16 protein-coding genes and 1 tRNA gene are annotated in these 21,045 nt (G+C 37.0%); 10 read left to right on the plus strand and 7 right to left on the minus strand.

The genetic code is table 11. From position 1 onward, the window contains the following. Positions 1–180: 180 nt before the first annotated feature. The 8 genes from ABD005_RS10740 (at position 181) to ABD005_RS10775 (ending at position 10,634) form a co-directional block, all read left to right on the plus strand. Positions 181–1,344: a TDT family transporter gene (locus tag ABD005_RS10740; RefSeq protein ID WP_343817396.1), complete on the plus strand. Its 1,164-nt coding sequence runs from the start codon at positions 181–183 to the stop codon at positions 1,342–1,344. Between the two features lie 150 nt (positions 1,345–1,494). Then, on the plus strand, positions 1,495–1,797 hold the full coding sequence (locus ABD005_RS10745; RefSeq protein ID WP_215979388.1) for a YkgJ family cysteine cluster protein: 303 nt from the start codon (positions 1,495–1,497) through the stop codon (positions 1,795–1,797). Positions 1,798–2,038: 241 nt separating this feature from the next. Beyond that, positions 2,039–5,269: an amidohydrolase family protein gene (locus ABD005_RS10750; RefSeq protein WP_425544897.1), complete on the plus strand. Its 3,231-nt coding sequence runs from the start codon at positions 2,039–2,041 to the stop codon at positions 5,267–5,269. 149 nt (positions 5,270–5,418) lie between these two features. Beyond that, positions 5,419–6,222: an MOSC domain-containing protein gene (locus tag ABD005_RS10755; RefSeq protein WP_343817397.1), complete on the plus strand. Its 804-nt coding sequence runs from the start codon at positions 5,419–5,421 to the stop codon at positions 6,220–6,222. Positions 6,223–6,417: 195 nt separating this feature from the next. Further along, positions 6,418–6,508 (plus strand) — tRNA-Ser (locus tag ABD005_RS10760). Positions 6,509–6,614: 106 nt separating this feature from the next. Continuing rightward, positions 6,615–8,018, plus strand: coding sequence for a DUF3943 domain-containing protein (locus ABD005_RS10765; RefSeq protein WP_343817398.1), 1,404 nt, complete (start codon positions 6,615–6,617; stop codon positions 8,016–8,018). Positions 8,019–8,163: 145 nt separating this feature from the next. Next, a complete protein-coding gene (locus ABD005_RS10770) occupies positions 8,164–9,342 on the plus strand; it encodes a tetratricopeptide repeat protein (protein ID WP_343817399.1) in 1,179 nt (392 codons plus the stop codon). A 62-nt stretch (positions 9,343–9,404) separates the two neighbouring features. Then, on the plus strand, positions 9,405–10,634 hold the full coding sequence (locus tag ABD005_RS10775; RefSeq protein ID WP_343817400.1) for an EAL and HDOD domain-containing protein: 1,230 nt from the start codon (positions 9,405–9,407) through the stop codon (positions 10,632–10,634). An 802-nt stretch (positions 10,635–11,436) separates the two neighbouring features. Here the strand turns inward: ABD005_RS10775 and ABD005_RS10780 are convergent. From ABD005_RS10780 to ABD005_RS10790, 3 genes are all read right to left on the minus strand, one after another. After that, complete coding sequence (locus ABD005_RS10780) at positions 11,437–13,926, minus strand: UvrD-helicase domain-containing protein (RefSeq protein ID WP_343817401.1); 2,490 nt, start codon at positions 13,924–13,926, stop codon at positions 11,437–11,439. Between the two features lie 129 nt (positions 13,927–14,055). Further along, on the minus strand, positions 14,056–14,709 hold the full coding sequence (locus ABD005_RS10785) for a DsbA family protein (RefSeq protein ID WP_343817402.1): 654 nt from the start codon (positions 14,707–14,709) through the stop codon (positions 14,056–14,058). Further along, positions 14,702–15,157, minus strand: a complete 456-nt coding sequence (locus ABD005_RS10790; protein WP_343817403.1) for a disulfide bond formation protein B — start codon at positions 15,155–15,157, stop codon at positions 14,702–14,704. The genes ABD005_RS10785 and ABD005_RS10790 overlap by 8 nt, the downstream gene beginning before the upstream one ends. A 292-nt stretch (positions 15,158–15,449) precedes the next feature. Here ABD005_RS10790 and ABD005_RS10795 point away from each other — a divergent pair, with 292 nt between their 5' ends. Then, a complete protein-coding gene (locus tag ABD005_RS10795; protein ID WP_343817404.1) occupies positions 15,450–16,358 on the plus strand; it encodes a tyrosine-type recombinase/integrase in 909 nt (302 codons plus the stop codon). Positions 16,359–16,386: 28 nt separating this feature from the next. On the opposite strand, the gene ABD005_RS10800 is transcribed toward ABD005_RS10795, so the two are convergent. The 4 genes from ABD005_RS10800 to yejK all read right to left on the minus strand — a co-directional run bounded on the left by ABD005_RS10800 (position 16,387) and on the right by yejK (position 20,668). Next, positions 16,387–17,280 (minus strand): M23 family metallopeptidase, encoded by an 894-nt coding sequence (locus ABD005_RS10800; protein WP_343817405.1) that lies wholly within the window; start codon positions 17,278–17,280, stop codon positions 16,387–16,389. After that, positions 17,273–18,160, minus strand: coding sequence for a 6-carboxytetrahydropterin synthase (locus ABD005_RS10805; protein ID WP_343817406.1), 888 nt, complete (start codon positions 18,158–18,160; stop codon positions 17,273–17,275). Before ABD005_RS10805 ends, ABD005_RS10800 begins: the two co-directional genes overlap by 8 nt. Before the next feature lie 124 nt (positions 18,161–18,284). Continuing rightward, positions 18,285–19,325, minus strand: a complete 1,041-nt coding sequence (gene pyrC / locus ABD005_RS10810) for a dihydroorotase (RefSeq protein WP_343817407.1) — start codon at positions 19,323–19,325, stop codon at positions 18,285–18,287. A 260-nt stretch (positions 19,326–19,585) separates the two neighbouring features. After that, the gene (gene yejK, locus ABD005_RS10815) at positions 19,586–20,668 is read right to left on the minus strand and encodes a nucleoid-associated protein YejK (RefSeq protein WP_343817408.1); all 1,083 of its coding nucleotides are present in this window, start codon (positions 20,666–20,668) and stop codon (positions 19,586–19,588) included. 122 nt (positions 20,669–20,790) lie between these two features. On the opposite strand from yejK, the gene ABD005_RS10820 reads away from it, so the two are divergent. Beyond that, positions 20,791–20,997, plus strand: a complete 207-nt coding sequence (locus ABD005_RS10820) for a YejL family protein (RefSeq protein ID WP_215981581.1) — start codon at positions 20,791–20,793, stop codon at positions 20,995–20,997. Positions 20,998–21,045: the final 48 nt, after the last annotated feature.

Here is a 21,045-nt window from a genome sequence, read left to right on the forward strand (position 1 = left end):
CATAGAGAATATAGCAATAACCCCTTAAATTTAGCGCCAAAAGAGTTAATCTTGCGGCGCTTTTTTATTGCTGTTATTTATGTTTTTCAGCCCGCCAGTAATTATTTGCTGTGCTACTGGCTTATCAAGCGTATCATTAACGCATAAGTTGTATGAGCTGTATAAGTTATAGGGGATGTTGTGCCAATAAAAGAACAATCAGTTAATAACGAGGCCGTAAAAGAGGTTGTAACGGCCAGTATTGAGCCAGAATTTAATAAAGAAATAGGACCCAATTGGTTTGCCTCGGTTATGGGCACTGGCATTATTGCCAATGCTGCAGTTGGTTTACCCATTATTGGTGACAGCTTAACGATTTTTGGTATTACGGTATGGCTGTTAGCTTCGTTAATGCTCGTTGTTATGTTAGCGATTAAAATCGTCCAAACAATTCGCCAACCGCATATTATTAAACGACAATTTAACGATCCCATTATGGCGCAATTTTTTGGCGCGCCTCCTATGGCGTTATTAACTGTTGCTGGTGGTACCTTGTTGTTCGGACATTTTATTATGCCGCAACCAAGTGCTTTGACTATTGCTTGGGTTTTATGGAGCCTTGGCACTTTAGGCGGTTTAATTACCGCGGTACTTATTCCGTTTCGCCTGTTTACCCATCATCAAGTACGCAGCGATGGCGCATTTGGTGGCTGGCTAATGCCTATTGTGCCACCAATGGTTTCTGCCGCTATTGGCGCTATGTTAATTGAGCACACACAAAGTTTAGTATTACAGCAAAGCTTACTGTATGGCTGTTATGCTATGTTTGGTGTAAGTTTATTAGGGGCGATGATCGTTATTACCCTGATTTGGAGTCGACTGGCACATTCTGGAAGCTCGGGCAGTGCGCGTGTTCCAACACTGTGGATTGTACTTGGCCCGTTAGGGCAATCAATTACCGCAGCAGGCTTGTTAGGTACAGCGGCAATCATGGTGGTTGAACCAACGCTAGCCAGCGCTTTAAATGTTATGGCGGTACTTTATGGTGTGCCAATTTGGGGTTTTGCCGTTTTCTGGTCAGTGTTAGCAACCCTGTTAACAATGCGAGCTTTACGCCAAAAAATGCCTTTTGCCTTAACATGGTGGGCTTTTACCTTTCCTGTTGGTACTTGTGTTACAGGAACCACACAACTAGCGCTACATACTGGGCTTCCTGCCTTTGAATGGGCGGCTATTATTCTTTTTGGTACACTTATCTTTGCGTGGTTTATTGCCGCAATAGGAACCATAAAGGGTATGAAAACCGGTAATATTACTAAAAACCCCTTAACCACACCGATTATTATCGCTAAAAAAGGTCCTTAACTTTTATATGATGTATTGATTCGCACCAAGCATTCGCCAGTAATAAGTACAAGCATTAGTTGTCTTTAGGTTAATCGTGTAAACTAAGCGCTCTTTCAGCGATTAAAGCTATTATATTTATGCTTGTTCTCTCTTTATACGCGCTCAATAATGAGCATTAATATTGTTAATGTTACGCCAGTAACTCCTCAGCTTGAGGTCAGTTGTAGTAATTGTGCCGCCTGCTGTTGTCGCCTAGAAGTTATGCTATTAAGTGAAACCGGTGTACCTAATGCGCATATTCGTGTTGATGAATACGGCGGTGAAACCATGAAACGTCTTGATGACGGTTGGTGTTCAGCACTCGATCGCGATACCATGATGTGCACTATTTATGAAAATCGCCCTTGGGTGTGTCGTATTTTTGAAATGGCATCCCCGGAATGTATTGAAGAGCGTGACGAACATTTATAACTCCCACTCATTATCCTTTGCCTGACTCGGTAATACGATTATTTGCTGTTTACCTTAGTTTACGGTTACTTGGTCTTAAATAACAAAAGACTCGCTGCGCTAGGTCTGCCATTATCTCCTTATTTACTCTATAGTTTGTACTTTGCATAGTATACGTTGATTCAATAGCCATGCTTACAATCAACGTAACAACTAAAATAGTTAACACCAAAAATAACCCAACATTATAGTGGATATCAGCATGTCTAAAATTCATATTAAAAAATCCCTTATCGCTTTATCACTAGCGCTTGCTTTTAATGGCGCTAATGCGATTGCCTCTGAAGATACCAAAGCTGAACCAGCTAAATGGTCTGTTAACGAGCCGCAAGGACAGTTCCTTAATGCCAATATTGATGTAACTTCAGGTACATGGATGAATATTGATATCAGCCCAGACGGTAAAACAATAGTTTTTGATTTACTTGGTGATATTTATACTTTACCAATTAGCGGTGGTGAAGCAACCGCGCTAATGACGGATATTGCGTGGCAAATGCAACCAAAATTTAGCCCCGATGGTAAACATATTGCTTTTACTTCTGATGAAGATGGCGGTGATAACCTCTGGATAATGAATATCGACGGCAGCAATGCCGCCCCCGTAAGTAAAGAAACTTTTCGTTTACTTAATAGCCCTGCATGGTCTCCTGATGGTGATTACTTAGTAGGGCGTAAGCATTTTACAGGCACTCGCTCACTGGGTGCAGGTGAAGTATGGCTTTATCATAAAACAGGTGGCAGTGGCGTTAAGTTAACGACCCGTGCTAATGATCAAAAAGATTTAGGTGAGCCTGCGTATTCTCCCGATGGTAAATATGTTTATTTCTCACAAGATGCAACACCAGGTAAAACTTTCCATTACAGTAAAGATTCGGTCAAAGGTATTTATAAAATTAAACGCCTTGAGTTAGAAACCGGTGAAATTAAAACGATAATTTCAGGTAAGGGCGGCGCTATTAGACCAACACCATCACCAGATGGTAAATACTTAGCATTTATCAGCCGTGACGATTTTGACTCAAACTTATATTTATATAATCTTGAAAGCGGTGAAGAAACCTTAGTTTACCAAGGTTTAGAGCGCGATATGCAAGAGACTTGGGCGATTCATGGTGTTTACCCAACACTGGCTTGGACGCCAAATAATAAAGGCATTGTTTTTTGGGCTGGCGGTAAAATACATCATTTAGATTTAGCGAAAAAAGCGGCGAAAGAAATTCCATTTCATGTCAAAACCACTAAAAAAATTCAACAAGCATTACGCTTTCAACAAGACATAGATCAAAATAACTTTGATGTGAAAATGCTACGAGACGTTGAAATATCGCCTGATGGCAAAAAAGTAGTTTTTGAGTCAATGGGCAATATTTATATTCGCACCTTAAGTAATGGCAAAACTAAGCGCTTAACGAGACAAAAAGACCATGTTGAACTCAACCCAAGTTTCTCTCGTGACGGTAAAAAAATTGTTTATGTTACTTGGGATGATAAAGCGTTAGGAAAAATTAGAACGGTTTCTGCCCGTGGTGGCAAAGGTAAAGTTATTTCGAGCGCACCGGGTAAATATATTGAACCAAGCTTTTCACCTGATGGTAGCAAGGTAGTTTATCGAAAAGTTAGCGGTGGTAGTATTTTAAATCCAAACTGGGGATTAGCGCCGGGTATTTATGTGATGTCAGCAAAAGGTGGGGAGCCTACCTTAGTGACTGACAACGGGTTAAAACCACACTTTGGTAGTGATTCAGATAGAATTTATGTAACGCGTAACGGTGAAAAAACTAACCTAACCCGTATAGACCTTGACGGACAGAATGAAACAACATTGTATCAAGGAAAATTCACCACAGAGTTTAGCGTATCACCTAATGGCAAGTATTTAGCGTTTAGCGAGCGCTTTAAAGTGTTTGTTACGCCACTCGTTGAACGTGGTAGTGTTATAGAAACGGGGCCAAAAGCTAAAAACTTACCCGTAAAACAATTGTCAGTTAGAGCGGGCGAAGGAATTAATTGGAATGGTAACTCGAGTGAAATTTACTGGAGTTTAGGTGCAGATTTATATCAAGCAAGCGCTAAAGATTTATTCGCGCTTAGTGCTTCTGAAAAAGATAACGCTGACAGTGACAACAGCAAAAAAGCTAAAACTGAAGCGGTTAAATCCACTTATTTAGGCTTTACGCAAAAAGCAGATAAACCATCAGGAAAAGTTGCTTTTGTTGGCGGTAAAGTGATCACCATGGAAGGCATGGAGGTTATTGATAACGGTGTCGTTATTGTTGAAGGGAATAAAATAATCAGTGTCGGTAATAGTGACCTTAGTATTCCAAGCGATGCCACTGTTATTGATATTCAGGGTAAAAGCATTATGCCAGGCTTAGTTGACGCCCATGCTCACGGCTCACAAGCAAGTAATGAGATTATTCCACAGCAAAACTGGAAAAACTATGCTGGTTTAGCCTTAGGGGTAACTACTATTCATGATCCGTCGAACGACACGACTGAATTTTTTGCTGCCAGTGAAATGCAAAAAGCGGGTAAAATAGTTGCGCCGCGTCTGTTTTCAACGGGTACGATTTTATACGGTGCAACCGTTGCTGGATATACCGCACATGTTGATAGTTTAGATGACGCAAAATTTCATATTGAGCGTTTACAAAAAGCCGGCGCGTTTAGTGTAAAGAGCTACAACCAACCACGTCGTAACCAACGTCAACAATTTATACAAGCAGCTCGTGAAGCTAAAATGATGGTAGTACCTGAAGGCGGATCATTATTACAACATAACTTAACGATGTTAGTTGATGGCCATACCACGTTAGAGCACTCAATTCCTGCCGCTAATATTTACAGCGACATTAAACAGTTGTGGCAGCAATCAGCGATGGCATATACGCCAACGTTAGGGGTTGCCTATGGTGGTATTTGGGGGGAAAACTACTGGTACGATAAAACACAAGTTTGGCGTCATCCACGTTTAAGTCAATATGTACCGAGCGAAACTTTAGAGCCTCGCTCAATGCGTCGTCCTACTGCGCCGCACAACCACTACAACCATATTAATGTTGCTACTACCGCGAAAGAGTTACAAGACTTAGGCGTACATGTTAATGCGGGTGGTCATGGTCAGCGTGAAGGTTTAGCGATGCACTGGGAAATGTGGATGATGGCACAAGGCGGTATGTCACCGTTGCAAGCGATTAAAACCGCCACCATTTCATCGGCGACCTCGTTAGGACTAGATAACAGCATTGGTTCAATTAAAGCGGGTAAATTGGCTGACTTAATTGTTGTTGATGGTGATGTTAGCCAAGATATTCGCCTAAGTGATAAAGTGAGCTACACCATGATAAATGGTCGCTTATATAATGCTGAAACCATGAATGAAGTAGGTAATTACGATAATAAGCGTGAAAAGTTCTACTTTGAAAAGTAGCACTAAGTAGTACTGCTATTATAAAGCCATTGGTATTATAGTTAGTCAATAAAAGCCGCAAGTATTAATGTACTCGCGGCTTTTTTAGTATTAACCTTTACTCAGTAAAATAGTTATCGGTATAACTGTGTAAGAATTAAGGAGTTAATATGGTTACGGTTAGTCAGTTATGGCAATACCCATTTAAATCAGGCAAGGGAGTATCATTACAAACAGCACGCTTTGATGAGGAAGGGTTATGTGGTGATCGCCGTCTAGTCGCGCTGGATAAAAATGGTTTGTTTATAACTGCGCGTAAATATCCGCAGCTGTTGCAATTATCTTGCACTCAAGTCAGCGATGGCTGGTTACTAAAACACCCACAAGTGAGTAACGACTGTTTTATTTCAGCTAATAGTATGAATTCAGCGACCATAGTTGCCGGAAAGTTATGGCGTGACGAATTACAAGCTATTGATGGCGGACACGAAGCGAGTGCATGGCTCAGTGCTGCTTTAGGTATAACCGTGACCATTGCGCTATGGCAAAAGCACGCACGGGTTTCTGGCAAGTATCAACTTGAAACCAACTTTTCTGACGCAGCGCCATTGCTTATTACCACTGAAGCGAGTTTATTAGCCGCATCAACATTTGCCAACATTGCACCAGACATGCGTCGTTTTCGACCTAATATAGTCCTTAGTGGTTGTGACGCTTTTGCAGAAGAGGGCTGGCAACAACTTAAAATAGGACAGGTAACTTTTACGTTACTAGATACCTGTGTTAGGTGTATTTTAACAACCCGTGATCCTGAAACCGGCACTGCACATCCTGACAAACAACCACTACGTGCATTAAAGCAATATCACACGAATGAACAAAAGCAGCCAATTTTTGGCGTAAACGCTAAGCTTTTAATGCCGATAATAAGTAATGCAGAAATAACTATTGGCGATGAAGTTACACTAGATTAAAGCGCTTACTTTGCGGATAAGCTGATGAACTCGCGACAATAGCCCTCTATTTGAGCGATTTTTGTTGTTGAAATAAACAATTGAATTTAATTTTAATTTTTCTTCATTTATCCCTTTACAAGTTAGCTTTAAGTATTTAATATTCGCCTCGTCTTCAGGCAAGCATTGTTTAACAACGTTAACTGATTACAACTCGGTGAGATGGCTGAGTGGTCGAAAGCACCGGTCTTGAAAACCGGCATGGGTTTGTAGCCCATCTAGGGTTCAAATCCCTATCTCACCGCCACATAATGATAAGCCGCTATATTAATTTATAGCGGCTTTTTCTTATTGGAGCTTATCTAAAAATTAGACTTTACTTAGGACAGCTTGAATTTTAAAGGAAACGACCGTTGATTAAGAATATACATTCACTTAAATTAAAATGCGTATCTCTGACAGTAGCCTTAGCTCTGTTACCCTTTACAGTACAAGCTAACGATATTAGCTCTAATAACGCCTCTGAAATAAAGCTTACCCCAGCAGTAACAGCCGATAATATTGACCATATTTATCGTGAAAGACCAACCAATAGTGTTTGGGAACATTTAACTCCAGCCGAAAATTATTATGACTCGCCATTTCAAGTCGCTTTATTTTCCCCTAAAAGCGGTGAAGATGGTGAGCGTTTATGGTCACAAACCAGTTCCATTTTTGCCTACGGCTTTGGTGTTATTGGTTTAATTGCTTTATTACCCGAAGATATTTCTAACTGGGATAAAGAAGAAGGCATTTTTAACAAGTGGTCAGATAATGTTAAAGACGGCCCCGTATGGGACCGAGACACCGGTATGCTCAACTTTGTTGGCCACCCTTACTTTGGCGGTGTCTATTATCAAGTAGCGCGTAAATCGGGTTATCGACAATGGGATGCTTTTGTTTACTCAACCTTAATGTCGACTTTTTATTGGGAGTATGGCATTGAAGCATTTGCTGAAACTCCTTCGATACAAGATTTAGTCATTACACCAGTATTAGGCTGGGCTTATGGTGAGTGGGCTTATAATACCGAAATGGATATTAGGGAGCAGGGTGGAAGTGTTTGGGGCTCCGACTTTCTAGGTAGCACCGCATTGTTTTTTCTTGATCCCGTTGATTACATGAGTGCTGGTATCAATAATATTTTTGGTAAAGAAATCATTAAAGCGGGTACCGGTTATTTAAGCTTTAATGACGTACCGCTTGGCGATAATGGCCATAGTGAAAACCAAGTAAAGTTCAATATATCGCTTCAACTCGGCGATGGTGGCAGCTACAGCGGCAATAAAGCAAAACATGTAAAACGTACTAAAGACCCAATTCATACTGGAATTATAGGTATTACTTATGGTGTTGGTGCGGTTGACTTTGATGAGCAATGGCAAGCTGACAACGATAAAACCACTGAATACAGCTTAGGTCTATACTTTACCCGCGAATTCTCTAGCCGTGTTACTTACTCAAAAGCAAAAGTTGATAATTTAGCGCTTAATCGCGAAATAAATTATGAAAACTATAGCCTAGATAGCCAGTACTACTTCAACAGCGAACATGATTTTAGACCTTATGTTACTGCAGGTTTCGGTGAAACAATGTGGCAAAAAGAGCAAGAAAGTACAGTATTTCAAGTAAATGCTGGTGTTGGCGCTCATTACAAACTCAATAAAAACTTCGCATTACAGCTTGATTATCGCTACTTTCACAGTACTAGTGCAAAAACCTCTGATCAAAATGTTAGTGCTCGAATCGTCTATTTTTTAGGTCAAGGTGAGCGTTAATCCTGGCTTTAATAAACACCATTAAGCTCCTTATTAATTAAGTCTTCAGCGCTTGTAGTGTTCCGCAATATAGTTGGAAGAATTGCTAGAATTGAATATTTGACATAGTCTTATAATACACCTTATTTTGTCATTTGAGGTTATTATGAACTACTCAAAAATTTTTTATAGCGTACTTCTGCCTTGTTTGTTTGCCTGTCAAACACCTCCTTATCAGCTTGAAAAGCAATCATCCAATCCGCAAATATTATTCCTTGATAGTGCTTTTGAGCCATCAAATGAAAATATGATTTCCATAGAGAGCGAAGTAGATATTTTTTTATTAGACGATGAGATGAAAGCTGTCGTTGATAACAAATTGCGTAATCGCCATAGCTATCAACATAAAGCACGGATATTACTTGACCATCTTTTTAGTGTTGAAAATTTATCTTTACAGTATGAGGGTAATGCGAATATTGTTGCTCGCGAAGCGTTTCATAGTAAAACGGCTAACTGTATGTCGTTAACAATCATGGCTTACGCATTAGCAAAAGAAGCTGGGATGCATGTTCAATTTCAACAAGTTAATGTGCCAGAATACTGGCAGCGCGATAATAGTTATAGTTTTCTTACGGGTCATGTGAACTTACGTATTACGAATAAACCTAACTCTGAAAGTGTTTATACTTGGGGTGATAACGGTATTCAAATAGACTTTGATCCTTATATTGCCAAACAACGATTTTCAATTAAAAAAATCAGTAAAAAAACAGTTGTTGCGATGTTTTATAATAACAAAGGTAGCGATGCTCTTATCAGAAAAAACTATGATTTAGCTTATCAATATTTTAAAGCAGCAATTAAACAAGACCCTAATTTTAGCCCTGCTTGGGGAAACTTAGGGATATTATATCGCTTAAATAACCATTACCAAGTTGCAGAAAAGACCTACCGTTATGCACTTACTATTAATGATAAAAATTTAACGGTATTAAATAATTTGGCACTATTGATGGAAATCCAAGGAAGAGTAACTGAATCTCAACCAATTAGAAATTATCTACAACAACTTAGACAATCAAACCCTTACTACCATGCACTTTTAGCTGACGAAGCTTTTGATGCTGGAGATTTTATAACAGCTGAAAAACTTTATAAGTCAGCAATTGATTTATACCCACAAGGTTATGAATTTTATCATGGCTTAGCGAAAGCTTATTATAAACAAGGAAAAGTAAACTTATCTAAGCGAGCAATGCGAAAGGCGATCAGTTACAACTATGACAAAACAATCCAAAGACTATATGTTGCTAAGTTGCATTTTTTAAATGATATAGAGTGACTTTTAACTGCCTAAGCGATAAATTAGCACTATAAATAACTCTTTAATAAAGAAGCCAATAAATGAGAAATACCTATATAGCTCGACAAGCTATTTTAAATCAAAAATTAGACACCATAGGTTATGAGCTTTTATTTAGAGACAGTCCAGATAATAAATTTCCTGAAATAGAGCAGGATATTGCTAGTTCAAAATTGATTATTCAAAATCATATTCATGGTGATATTCAAACCTTAAGTATGGGAAAGCTTGCATTTATTAACTTTACCGAAAACTGTTTAGTACGAAAGTATCCATTATTATTTGACAAAAATAGCATTGTTATAGAGCTTGTAGGTCATGAAAAGCCAACTAAAGGCTTGTTAAAAATAATTATGTTTTATCGAGAGCATGGTTACAGTATTGCATTAACCGAATATGATTTGGCACCGCATTGGGAAGTACTATTTCCCTATATCGACATTATTAAAATCAATATTGAAAAAATTAACACTAAACGATTACCATCAGTTGTTGATAAAATGAAGCAACATGATATTAAAATATCAGCGGAACGTGTCGAAACCAAATTACAAAAGCAAACCTTAGCTGAGGTTGGTTTTGATTATTTTCAAGGTTACTTTTATCATCAACCTGAAATCATTGAAGGGAGAACATTAACCTCAATTAAAGCGCAAATGCTAGCTTTGCTTAACGAAAGCTTTTCTCATCCGTTAAACTTTACCGCTATATCAGAAATTGTTGGTCATGATGTTAATTTATCTATTGCATTGTTAAAAATGGTCAATAATGTCGCTACGGGTACAAAAATTGAAATAACCTCATTAAAACAAGCCGCATCATATTTAGGTGAAGATAAGTTACGACAATTTGTTTCTATTTTAGCTTTATCAAACTTAACTTCTGATTGCTCTGATGAAATTTGTCGCCAGGCCTTAATTACGGGTAAAGTCATGGCGGCTCTGAGTAACAAAGCAACGTTTACAACAATTAGCGATTATGCATTTATGACTGGCTTATTAAGCTCACTTGAAGTGATGCTATCAATGCCAATGGCTGAAATATTAAAATCGATGCCTGTGGCAAAACCAATAAAGTTAGCCTTAATATCTCGAGAAGGATTGCTTGGTGAATTGTTATCTTTAACAGTTTTTTATGTTTCAGGAAAAGATAACGATGACAATACCAGCAGTAATATGGCGAACTTAATGACTCAGCACGCTTTAACACAACAAGATCTACAGCAAGAGTTTTTATTAGCAAGTCAGTGGTGTAAAGCGTTAAATATTTAAGTTATTGCTTAAACTTTTAGTGGCAGAATTTCTTCAGCTCAAAAAATAAAATTTAAGCAGGGCGCTTCACTATAGATTTTTGAAGTACTCTTTTTACTTTTTTAGCTTTAGCTAAGGCTTATCTATTTAATTACAGATATAACAAGTTTGATACTGAGCGATTAAACTTTTAACCTTGTCGTTAATTGCAAATTTGGAAGTCCAGTTAAGTGAAAAATATAGGTGATGATAAAACACCTTAAAACCTAAAGTAAAAAAACGATAATTCACTCACTTAAAATAATAGCCAATTGAATAAAGTGCACAAACAAAACCTTGTGTGCGTAAAAACAAGAATCCTGCAGAGATATAAAAGGTAAATGAGAATAACGATAATAACAACATAAGCTAAAATGGCTGCTGATTACTTTACTTATTATTATAGTCTTTTAAAATAGTGATTTTAATAAGTAATAAATATCGTTATTTATCAATATATTGCTAAGTTACTTTGATGTGTTTAATGTTATTCCAGTAATTGGCCTATTAACTTATACATTACTGCTTATAAGTAGCTACTTATAATTTAGGCACTTAGCAGGATAAGTACTTTTATTTATGCGCTTTATCGTTTTTATTGGATAATTATTATACTTTTTTGGTAACGCTACGTGGCTAAAATAGTTTTTTGTGACTCCTACTGCGTTATTTTTTACGTAGCGTCACCTTAAAATCACTCCATTTTAATCTGACACTTTTTTTACGTTATTTCAAATGGTGTTTAGAATTACGCGCTAGTGTTTTCTTTATGGCAACTTTACTTTTACATTAGCTCTATGCTTGAGCGTTGTTCATTAAAGTATGTTGATGTTACTTGAATATTGTAATTACCGCTAAGCAACTCGTTATTAAACTCGGATGTGTTTTCTTGACTGGCAATAATATGTGCTTGGTATTTTGCTCGTGTTAAACCAACATAAAGTAAACGACGTTCTTCTGAGTTAGGAAAATCGTCAGCGCTTGGTAATAAAGCTTCAACAAGTACATCATTTTTATTCTTTGCGGGAAAACCGAAATCACTATTATCAAAACTTAATAAAATAACATAATCTGCTTCAAGTCCTTTAGCACTATGATAAGTCCAAAAAAATATTTGGCTTTCTAAAAAGCTATGACTGTTTGAACTTTGCTGTTTAAATTTTTCACGTAAACTCGTTAATTGAAATCGATAACGAGCAATTACCGCAATACTTGCTTGTGGTGATCTCTTCAAAATATTTTTAATTAAGTTAAGCGCTTTATCGTAATAGCTTTTTTTATTGTGATGCTCAATATAATCATCGTGTAGAAAAACTTGTGGCTGACTGACTTGTTCATGAGTAACTATATGCTTTTTATATTGCTCAGGGTTTTTCATGACAAACTGCCCAGCGACTTCTGCAATACTATTATTATAACGAAACGTTTTTTGTAATTTTGACAATGAATATCTGCCCACTAATTTTTCAAATTGAGTTGTTAGTGTTAAGTCTCCACCAGAAAAACGATAGATAGATTGCCAATCATCACCAACGGCCGTTAATTTTACTTGGTTTCCTTGTGTTATTAACGCATCCAATAGTTGATATCGCGCATTAGAAATATCTTGAAATTCATCCACTAATATATGAGACCACTGCGGCATTAACATTTTTTGAGTGACGACATCATAGGCATTATTGATCATGTCATCAAAATCAATAGCCTTTTGTTGGTGTAACTCTTCGCTATAAGCTTTTGTTATTTTTACTAATATATCAGTATGGATCTCACTGTTTATAATATTAGCATGAACAAAACGTGTCTTTATTTCACGAGGTGAAAGTCTTTCAGTACGCTGTGCTTGTAAGCACGGTTGGTAGCGATCAACAGCCAGTTTCATTAAACCGCAATCAGTAAAGTGCTTAATAAGCGTATTTTTGTAACGACTATTTTGTTGATATTGATTAACTAGCTCATCCGTATTTTTTAAGTGAGGAATAATTATTTTAAGTTGCTGTTCAATATTTTTTTGATCGAAACCTTTATTTTGATTAAAGCGGTTTATCATTTTCTTATTCGGATAATCTAAGACTATGATGCGCCCTAACCCTTTATTATTGTCAAATGCTACCTTGATATTTTCTGAGGTTAAATGAAAAGAGCCATGTTGTTGTAGTAACTCATATTTGAAATCAATTTCATTAATAAACAAAAGGTTAGAAATTAAAAACTCCTGGTACGTTCTCATTTTATCCCCGGACAAGGTAAGATAAATAGACGCTGATGAAGTATTGTCAGGTACATATAATGTGCTAAGTAACTGATAAAAAAGCTTTATGTTCTGATTTATTGCTTGGTTAAACCAAAGCGTCAACCAGCTTGTCTGTTTATTTGCATCATCGGCAAAAATCGATAGCGCAGTTGGTAAATTACACTGGGTTAAAATAAAACGCGCTAAACCATGAAAAGTCATAATGTGAGGCGTTAGCGGTGAGTTATTATTAGCGAGCTTATGAGTATTTTTATTAAAACGTGCCGTTAGTTCACTTGCCGCCGCTTTGTTATAAGCCAAAATTAAAATTTTGTCAGCTGAGGTTGTTTTTCTGTCAATTAAGTCGAGCGCTTTTGCTACCATAACCGAGGTTTTTCCAGTGCCTGCAGCGGCTAAAATTAAATTTTTATCGTTATCTCGTATTACAGCTAATCGTTGCTCGATGGTTAATGGGTTTGATTCGATTACATCATAAAATTGTTTTCGAGCTTGTAATGTCGCTTGCTCATAATTATGACGCAATGCAGCAGATAATTTTTCTATCGTGTTGAAGTTTAATAGTTTTTTAAATACATCAATACTTTCACTATAAATGTTTTTATGCCAAACATCTTGATTATTACGATAATTATTGAGTAATGGCAGTAATTGCTCAGCAAGTATATTAAGCGATGAGTCTCGTAAAAACTCATCAAAAGCAAGCTTTTTTAATGTTATTTGGATGGCTTTTAGTTTAGCTAATATAATAGGCTGTATATTTTTTGCTAGTGCTTCACTAAAGGCTTTGGCTTGAGTCGATTTTAAAAAGCGTATTTGCGTATTGTTATAATCGCCTAAATAAATAGTACTATGTAAATAGCTTTGTTGAATTTGTGGAAAGCCAACAAAGGTTGAAAAATGATAGGATTTACTTGCGCCTAACTTAAAGTACGCAACAACAGCATTATCATTCAATTGTGCATACTTTAAATAAGTAAAAAAATTACCAATACTTGATGGGTAAGCCGTTATTACAGACATTGAAATAGAAAAGCCTTGGGGGAAAGAAAAAAGGATGGCTTAACCACCCTACTTTTACCGGTTTATTCCCATCATAAGATTATAAATAAAAATTTATGATGGGTTTTAGATAACGTTTTAAATGAATTATTATTGATTGTATGCTTGAGATATTGCCTCATCGACAAGTTTTACTAACGGCTCATAACCAAAGTTAATCAATGGCTTACCATTAACAAAGAACTGTGGCGTTGCTCTTACTTTTAACATTTTACCATCGTTAATATCCTTAGCTATCGCCTCACTTACTTGCTCGCTTTGTTGGTCAAGTGTTAGTTGAGTAGCGTCTAACTTCAATCGTTGCAAAGCGATTAACGCTAGCTCTGGCTGAGCAACATGATGTTGCACCCAATTATTCTGGTTTTTATATAATAATTCAACAGCTGGCCAAAACTTGCCTTGTAAATGTGCGGCTTCAAGTATTTTAACCACTTGATCTGAGCCTTGGTGTAATGGCGCATAACGCTTTACTAGCTTAATTTTACCAGGGTTATTTTTCATGATGCGATTTACTAAAGGGTAAAACTGGCGGCATGTTTCACAAGCGGGATCAAAAAACTCAACAATAGTGACTTTGGCATCAGCACTGCCTTTAAAAGGTGCATTATCACGCGTTAGCCATTGTGCGTTTTGTGTTGTTTGCGCTTGTATTTTACTTTGCTCATTATTAAATATACTTACCGCGACAATAAAAGCAGTACAAAGAATAATGATAGCGCTAATAAAAAGTGTTTTTTTATTCATGGTTGTTTCTCGATGATTGAAGGTAAGCAATAAACAATAATAAGCCGATTAGCGTAAACGTTAATAAAGACATCAGTGGAATATTTAAAAAACCCAATAAATTAATATGTGTTTCTGAGCAAGGTATTCCTTGTACGCAAGGTTGTGCTGATTTAGGGATAATACCAGCAACTAGCAGCACATGATATAAAGCGACAAGCCAACCAAAAGTAACTAAGCCACTAATATAACGAATAATTTTTACATCATAAGGGAATAATGCCAGTGGCATTACAATCACTAATGGGTAAAGTGCAATACGCTGATACCAACATAATACACAAACAGGTAGCTTAACTATTTCGCTTAAAAATAAGCTGATGAGTGTGGCTGCTGTGGCAATAATCCATACAGAAAACAGCAAATACCAGGCAGTAGCGGCTTGTTTATTTTGTGCTATGTTGTTCATGTTTTCTCAGTGTTTTTTTACAGTGATTTTTCCAAAATATAGCGGCATATGTACTCGCATAATTTTAATATACCTTCTTGATTGATAAAGGCATATTAATTATTTGAACGCTATATTAACATAACTTATTTATGCTGATGTAGCATTTACTGAATTAACTCCTGTTTGAACTAGCACGGGCATATATTAATGATTTCTGTTAACCTATATTTAAAAGTAAGCGGTATAATTCAATAGCTTTTGGCGTTAAACAGCTTGCTTGACCTACTAAAACTTAAGAATATTAACAGCCATGACCTTTACCTCATTATCAAATAAAACAGCCTCTGACATTTACTTGTTATCTCTGCAATCAAAACAAAGTCGGGTCACTATGGCATCTTTATTAAACGTGGTTGCTTATAAGTTTGATAAGAAGAAGAACCATCAATCTGTTGATTGGTCAAAACTTCACTATGAAAAAATTCTGATGTTGCTATCTGACTTGTCAGATGAAGGTAAGTCCCCTGCTACGATTAATGTTTACCTATCAGCCCTTAAAGGCGTTGCTAAAGAAGCTTGGCGTAAAAAGCAACTTGATGTTGAAAGCTATCAGCATATTAAAGAAATTAGACGTATTAAAGGCTCTCGAAGTATTAAAGGTCGCGCTCTTGAGCTTGATGAATTAAATACGTTAATTGATTATTGCATGTCACAAGAAGGCGTTATTGCGATGCGTGATGCTGCCGTTATTGCTTTAGTATATGGCGCAGGTTTGCGACGACATGAGGCTGCTGGTCTAATGTTGTCAGACTTAGATGTTGATCAAGGCACTATTAAAGTACTCGGTAAAGGTAACAAAGAACGAGTTAATGCCTTACATAACCGTAATTTAGATATTATTCATACTTGGTTAGATGAGCGAGGTTTAGAGCCTGGGCCATTATTTTTACGAGCCCGAAAAGGTAATCGTTTAGTCAATGAGCCTATTTCTGGGCAGACTATTTACGATATTATTATTCGTCGTTATAAAGAAGCTGGACTAAAACGGTTAACTCCCCATGATTTGCGTAGAACCTTTGCCACTAAGCTATTAGAGAATGGTGAAGATGTTTTTCTGGTACAAGATTTGATGGGACATTCGTCGGTGGAAACAACAAAAAATTATGATAGACGTGATGAAAAAGCGAAAACAAAGGCAGCAAAAGCGCTACCTTTTTAAGTGATTTGATCAGTTAATCTAGCTTAGGTTAGTTAACCGAGGTGTTAATTGGCTTAATTTTTAATGCCAGTGCAGGGTCTATTTTTACGTCGAACCAATTGATTCGCCAATCTAAATGAGGTCCTGTGGTGCGTCCGCTGTTACCGACGGCAGCAACAACTTGCCCTTGTTCAACCGTATCCCCTTGTTTTACATAAGACTTACTTAAATGTAAAAATGTTGAGCTGATGCCATGACCATGTTCAATAATCATAGTACCACCCGAGTAAAACATATCGGGCACCCAAAGTAGTACTTTACCAGCCGCAGGTGCTTTTACCGGATCGCCAATTTTACCAGCATAATCTAAACCAAAGTGTGGTCTTTTCTTCACGCCGTTAAAAACGCGTTGACTGCCATACACGCCAGTTATGGTGCCATCAATTGGCGCAATAAAACCACCGGCAAAGCTAGTTAAATCGGTACTAATAGTACGCGCTGCTTTTACTTGCTTACTATCTTTGGCTGAGCGCTTTACCGCTTCAGGGTTCGGCTTCATAATACTTTTTTTAATACCTTCAATACGCTGAATGTTATATTCGCGTTTTTTCGGCGTAAGTATTTTTTCTACCCGATCACCATTAACATTACTAATAGCTAAGGTATAACTATCAACATCATCACGAGAAAAACCAAAGGTATAATCTCCATCTGCTGATAGAGGCAATTTCTTATCGTTTAAAGTGACGGTATTACCAACCGATGTTTTACCTACAAGTAAGCCACCTTGCTCAACAACACCTGCGAGCTTAATACTCGGCTTATTATTATCTAATGCAAAAGCACTCGTACTGATAGCTAATGTACTAATACTAAACGTTGCAATATAAGCAGAAAAAGCGATGTTTTTAGCGACTTTTGTTAAACCGTTAAATTTAGCCATTAACAATTGCTCCTTTTGCTACCCCTTCATAAGCAATTACCTTAACTGCTTTATTAGCTAATTCAGGCATTGCTTTTAATTGCCTAACAATAAAGTCAGCAAGTAGCTCGACCGTTGAATCACAATCAACCACATCTAAAATATTACTTGGTACGGCAATATCAAAACGACCTTGCGGCGCATAATAACTAAAGTATTGGTGATCGGGTGTTAAATCATTTTTTGCCTGAGTAGATAACTGAATATCAGCAGCATCAATACGATCAGCCTCACTAGCAATATAGATATCTTGCCAGCGTTGACACCATAGCTTTTCAAGCGCGGTGTCTTTAATACCATCAACAAAAATTTGTATTTTTGAGCGATGACCATGAGCAATACGCTGACAATTACCATCATGAAGCTTTAAACCATGAGTGTAATGGTAATAGTCATTATGCATTACCTCTGGTCGCAACGTTAAAGTTAAGCCTTCAACATTGGTTGGTAATTGCGCTTTAATAATGGCAGTTAAATGGCGAGTTACATCAGTAATATTAATGGTTAAACTATCAACTGGCGCAAATGCACACTGAGGTGATTGCAAATGATAACTACCAACAGCACTGGTAAAGTCAATCACTTGATGGTTCTCATTATGTGGTGACTCAGCCAATATTACTGATTTTTCTTGCATCGGTAATAAAAGTTTATGATCTACGGCATCATCAATAATGGCTTTTATTTGCTTTTTAACAACGGCAAAATCAAGCACCATGCTCATTTCATTAAGTGAGCCGTCAAGTAATACATCAACTATCCAACTTTCACCTACAATACCGCGCTCTACACACAAATATGAAAAATCAATAACGGTAAGATCATCTACAAATAATTGCATTTTTTTCCTTAATTTACGTTTGGCTCTCTACTTAAATATTTTTGCACAAACAGTGGTTAACGATAACGTTAAGTCTATTTTAATTGTTATCGCAAACGTCACTTAACTATTTACTCGACCAAAGTTAGTCTTGTACTTGCCATAATATTTCTTCGTTAGCACGCACAGGGACAACAACATCACTACCAAAGCTCATAGTTTCAGGCACTGACCATGACTTTTTAACGAGGGTTATTTTATCGTTATTTACAGGTAATTGATAAAAGTTTGGTCCATTTAAGCTGGCAAATGCTTCTAATTGATCGAGCGCGTTCTCTTGCTCAAATACTTCAGCATATAACTCAATTGCAGCGTGAGCAGAATAAACACCAGCACAGCCACAAGCTGACTCTTTAGCATGCTGAGCATGTGGCGCAGAATCTGTGCCTAAGAAAAATTTATTGCTACCACTGGTAGCCGCTTTAATTAAAGCGTGTTGATGAATGTTACGCTTTAAAATAGGTAAACAAAAATAATGTGGGCGAATACCGCCAACTAACATATCGTTACGGTTATAAAGTAAATGGTGCACCGTAATTGTTGCGGCAATATTGTCACCGGCACTTTCAACAAAATCGACAGCATTCTTTGTTGTAATGTGCTCTAACACGATACGTAGTAATGGGTATTTTGCGACTAAAGGCTGTAAAATTGTATCAATAAAAACTTGCTCACGATCGAAAATATCAATTTCACAGCTGGTTACTTCGCCATGAATAAGTAATGGCATTCCTACCGATTGCATCGCCGCAAAAACATCGGCTAACTTAGCAACATCAGTTACCCCTGATGATGAGTTAGTTGTAGCACCTGCTGGATATAATTTAGCAGCAAAAACTAAACCTGACTCTTTTGCTTCAATAATATCTTGAGCACTGGTTTGGTCGGTTAAATAAAGTACCATTAGCGGCTTAAAATGGGCGCTAGGGTTTTGTGCCATAATGCGTTTATAATAAGCGGTTGCTGCTTTCACTTCAGTTACTGGAGGCACTAAATTAGGCATAACGATAGCACGTCCAAAGTAACGGCTAATATCGGTAACGGTGTTATTTAGTACTTCGCCATCACGTAAATGTACATGCCAATCATCAGGACGTGTAATAGTTAAAGTTGTTGTACTTGTCATTTTTTGCTCCACTTATCTGTATTCAATTCTTTGGCAGTAAATGAGTGCAAAGCCAAAGAATGTATTTTGTAATGAATGTTTAACGAATATTTTTTACTACTTCAAGGGTATATAATAGTTTAACGCACCACTTCACCGACATTGTTAATAATTTACTTACCCGTTAACGAGAAATAATAATCAATTGATTTTAAAGGTAATAAAAAGTAACGCATAACCTATTGGTAATGTAAAAGCGGTACTATGCACAATAAATGTGCTTAAAAGTCTTCATTATTTTCAGGTGATTTATTACTTTCTAATAATGCCAGTAACTGCTCTTTTAAATTTGGCGGCACTTTATAAATGGTTAATGAGTCATTATGCGGATTATACACTACATCTTCGCCAAAGTGACTACGCTCAAAGCTCAAACTGATGCCATTACCATACCCTGAGTACTTAGTGATTTTATTGACCACAGCTTGCTCGTGCGGAAACGACTCTTCAATAGGATATGACTGCGCTTGACAGAATTGATAAAAGTCTTGTTCGCCATCTCCTGATTCAATCACTTTACCTAATTCTTGTATTGATACATCTTGCGAGCTCGCTTTTTGCTCTTTACAGTAGTTAAGTAAATCTTTACGGGTTTTTTGTTTTTCACCTGCGTCTAATTGATTAACCGCCACATAGTCTTCAACCGCTTGTACTAATGTTTGGGTTTGTTCTTTAGCATTTAAGCCTTCTTCACAACCTAAAAAATCTAAGAAAAAGTCTGAAACTTTACGCCCTGCACGACCTTTAATAAATGAAATATAACGATTACCCGTACTATTTTGTTGGTAGTCAAACAAATCAATACGTGCTGCTAATTGCAGTTTATTGGTATCTAAATGCTGCGCTGCTGAAATATTAAGTTCACCATCAACGCTGTAATGCTCTGAAATAGGAATAACGGCAACCAGTAAATAGCGCCCTCCCATATATTCATAATGACAAACCACTAAATAGCCTGTTTCGGCTAAATCGTATTTCTCAATTTCATTTTTTAAGACATTTGCCGCTTGCGTACTGAAAGTGTAAAAGTCTTGTTGCTCACCTAAGTAACTCTCCATTAAATCGACAAAACGTGCGGCATCACCTTCGCTCGGCATAGCGTTAAAGCTACCATAAGCTTTACTGCCCTTTGCATTATAAATGGCATGTAAACCGTCAACAAAATTACTAATTTTCTGATTATCTTGATTTAACTCACCGTCCCCATTATGCAAACTTTTAGGACCTAAGCGCAGTACCACTTCACCGGTTTCTTCTTTTTTAGTGAGAAAATGTAGTGCAATATTTGAAATAATTAAGCTCATAGTTATATTTTATCTTCAATTTTAGAAAGTATGTGTTGATGTCGACGCTAATGTTTATATTAAATTGTGCAGGCATTTGATAAACTAGGATAATTAAATTTATCATTAGCGAACTACTTATTATGCCTATTGTATCGAAATATTCGAATGAACGTGTAGAAAAAATTATCCAAGAGTTATTAGACGTGTTAGTAAACGAAGAAGCGACACCCGATTTAGCCCTTATGTGTTTAGGTAATACTATTACTAACGTGCTTGCTAACGTACCTGAAGCCAAAAGAGCTGCGGTTGTTGACAACTTTACTCGAGCATTAAAGCAATCTATTTAAACCTCGTTATTTAATAAGCTTTATTTTATAACGTTTAATTAGCGTACT

The organism is Colwellia asteriadis (genome assembly GCF_039523295.1).
GTDB lineage: Bacteria > Pseudomonadota > Gammaproteobacteria > Enterobacterales > Alteromonadaceae > Colwellia > Colwellia asteriadis.

Coding starts and splice junctions, on each gene's coding strand:
- ABD005_RS10745 (WP_215979388.1), top strand. CDS start 1,495: ATGAGCATTAATATTGTTAATGTTACGCCAGTAACTCCTCAGCTTGAG.
- ABD005_RS10750 (WP_425544897.1), top strand. CDS start 2,039: ATGTCTAAAATTCATATTAAAAAATCCCTTATCGCTTTATCACTAGCG.
- ABD005_RS10755 (WP_343817397.1), top strand. CDS start 5,419: ATGGTTACGGTTAGTCAGTTATGGCAATACCCATTTAAATCAGGCAAG.
- ABD005_RS10770 (WP_343817399.1), top strand. CDS start 8,164: ATGAACTACTCAAAAATTTTTTATAGCGTACTTCTGCCTTGTTTGTTT.
- ABD005_RS10775 (WP_343817400.1), top strand. CDS start 9,405: ATGAGAAATACCTATATAGCTCGACAAGCTATTTTAAATCAAAAATTA.
- ABD005_RS10780 (WP_343817401.1), bottom strand. CDS start 13,926: ATGTCTGTAATAACGGCTTACCCATCAAGTATTGGTAATTTTTTTACT.
- ABD005_RS10785 (WP_343817402.1), bottom strand. CDS start 14,709: ATGAATAAAAAAACACTTTTTATTAGCGCTATCATTATTCTTTGTACT.
- ABD005_RS10790 (WP_343817403.1), bottom strand. CDS start 15,157: ATGAACAACATAGCACAAAATAAACAAGCCGCTACTGCCTGGTATTTG.
- ABD005_RS10795 (WP_343817404.1), top strand. CDS start 15,450: ATGACCTTTACCTCATTATCAAATAAAACAGCCTCTGACATTTACTTG.
- ABD005_RS10800 (WP_343817405.1), bottom strand. CDS start 17,280: ATGGCTAAATTTAACGGTTTAACAAAAGTCGCTAAAAACATCGCTTTT.
- ABD005_RS10805 (WP_343817406.1), bottom strand. CDS start 18,160: ATGCAATTATTTGTAGATGATCTTACCGTTATTGATTTTTCATATTTG.
- pyrC (WP_343817407.1), bottom strand. CDS start 19,325: ATGACAAGTACAACAACTTTAACTATTACACGTCCTGATGATTGGCAT.
- yejK (WP_343817408.1), bottom strand. CDS start 20,668: ATGAGCTTAATTATTTCAAATATTGCACTACATTTTCTCACTAAAAAA.
- ABD005_RS10820 (WP_215981581.1), top strand. CDS start 20,791: ATGCCTATTGTATCGAAATATTCGAATGAACGTGTAGAAAAAATTATC.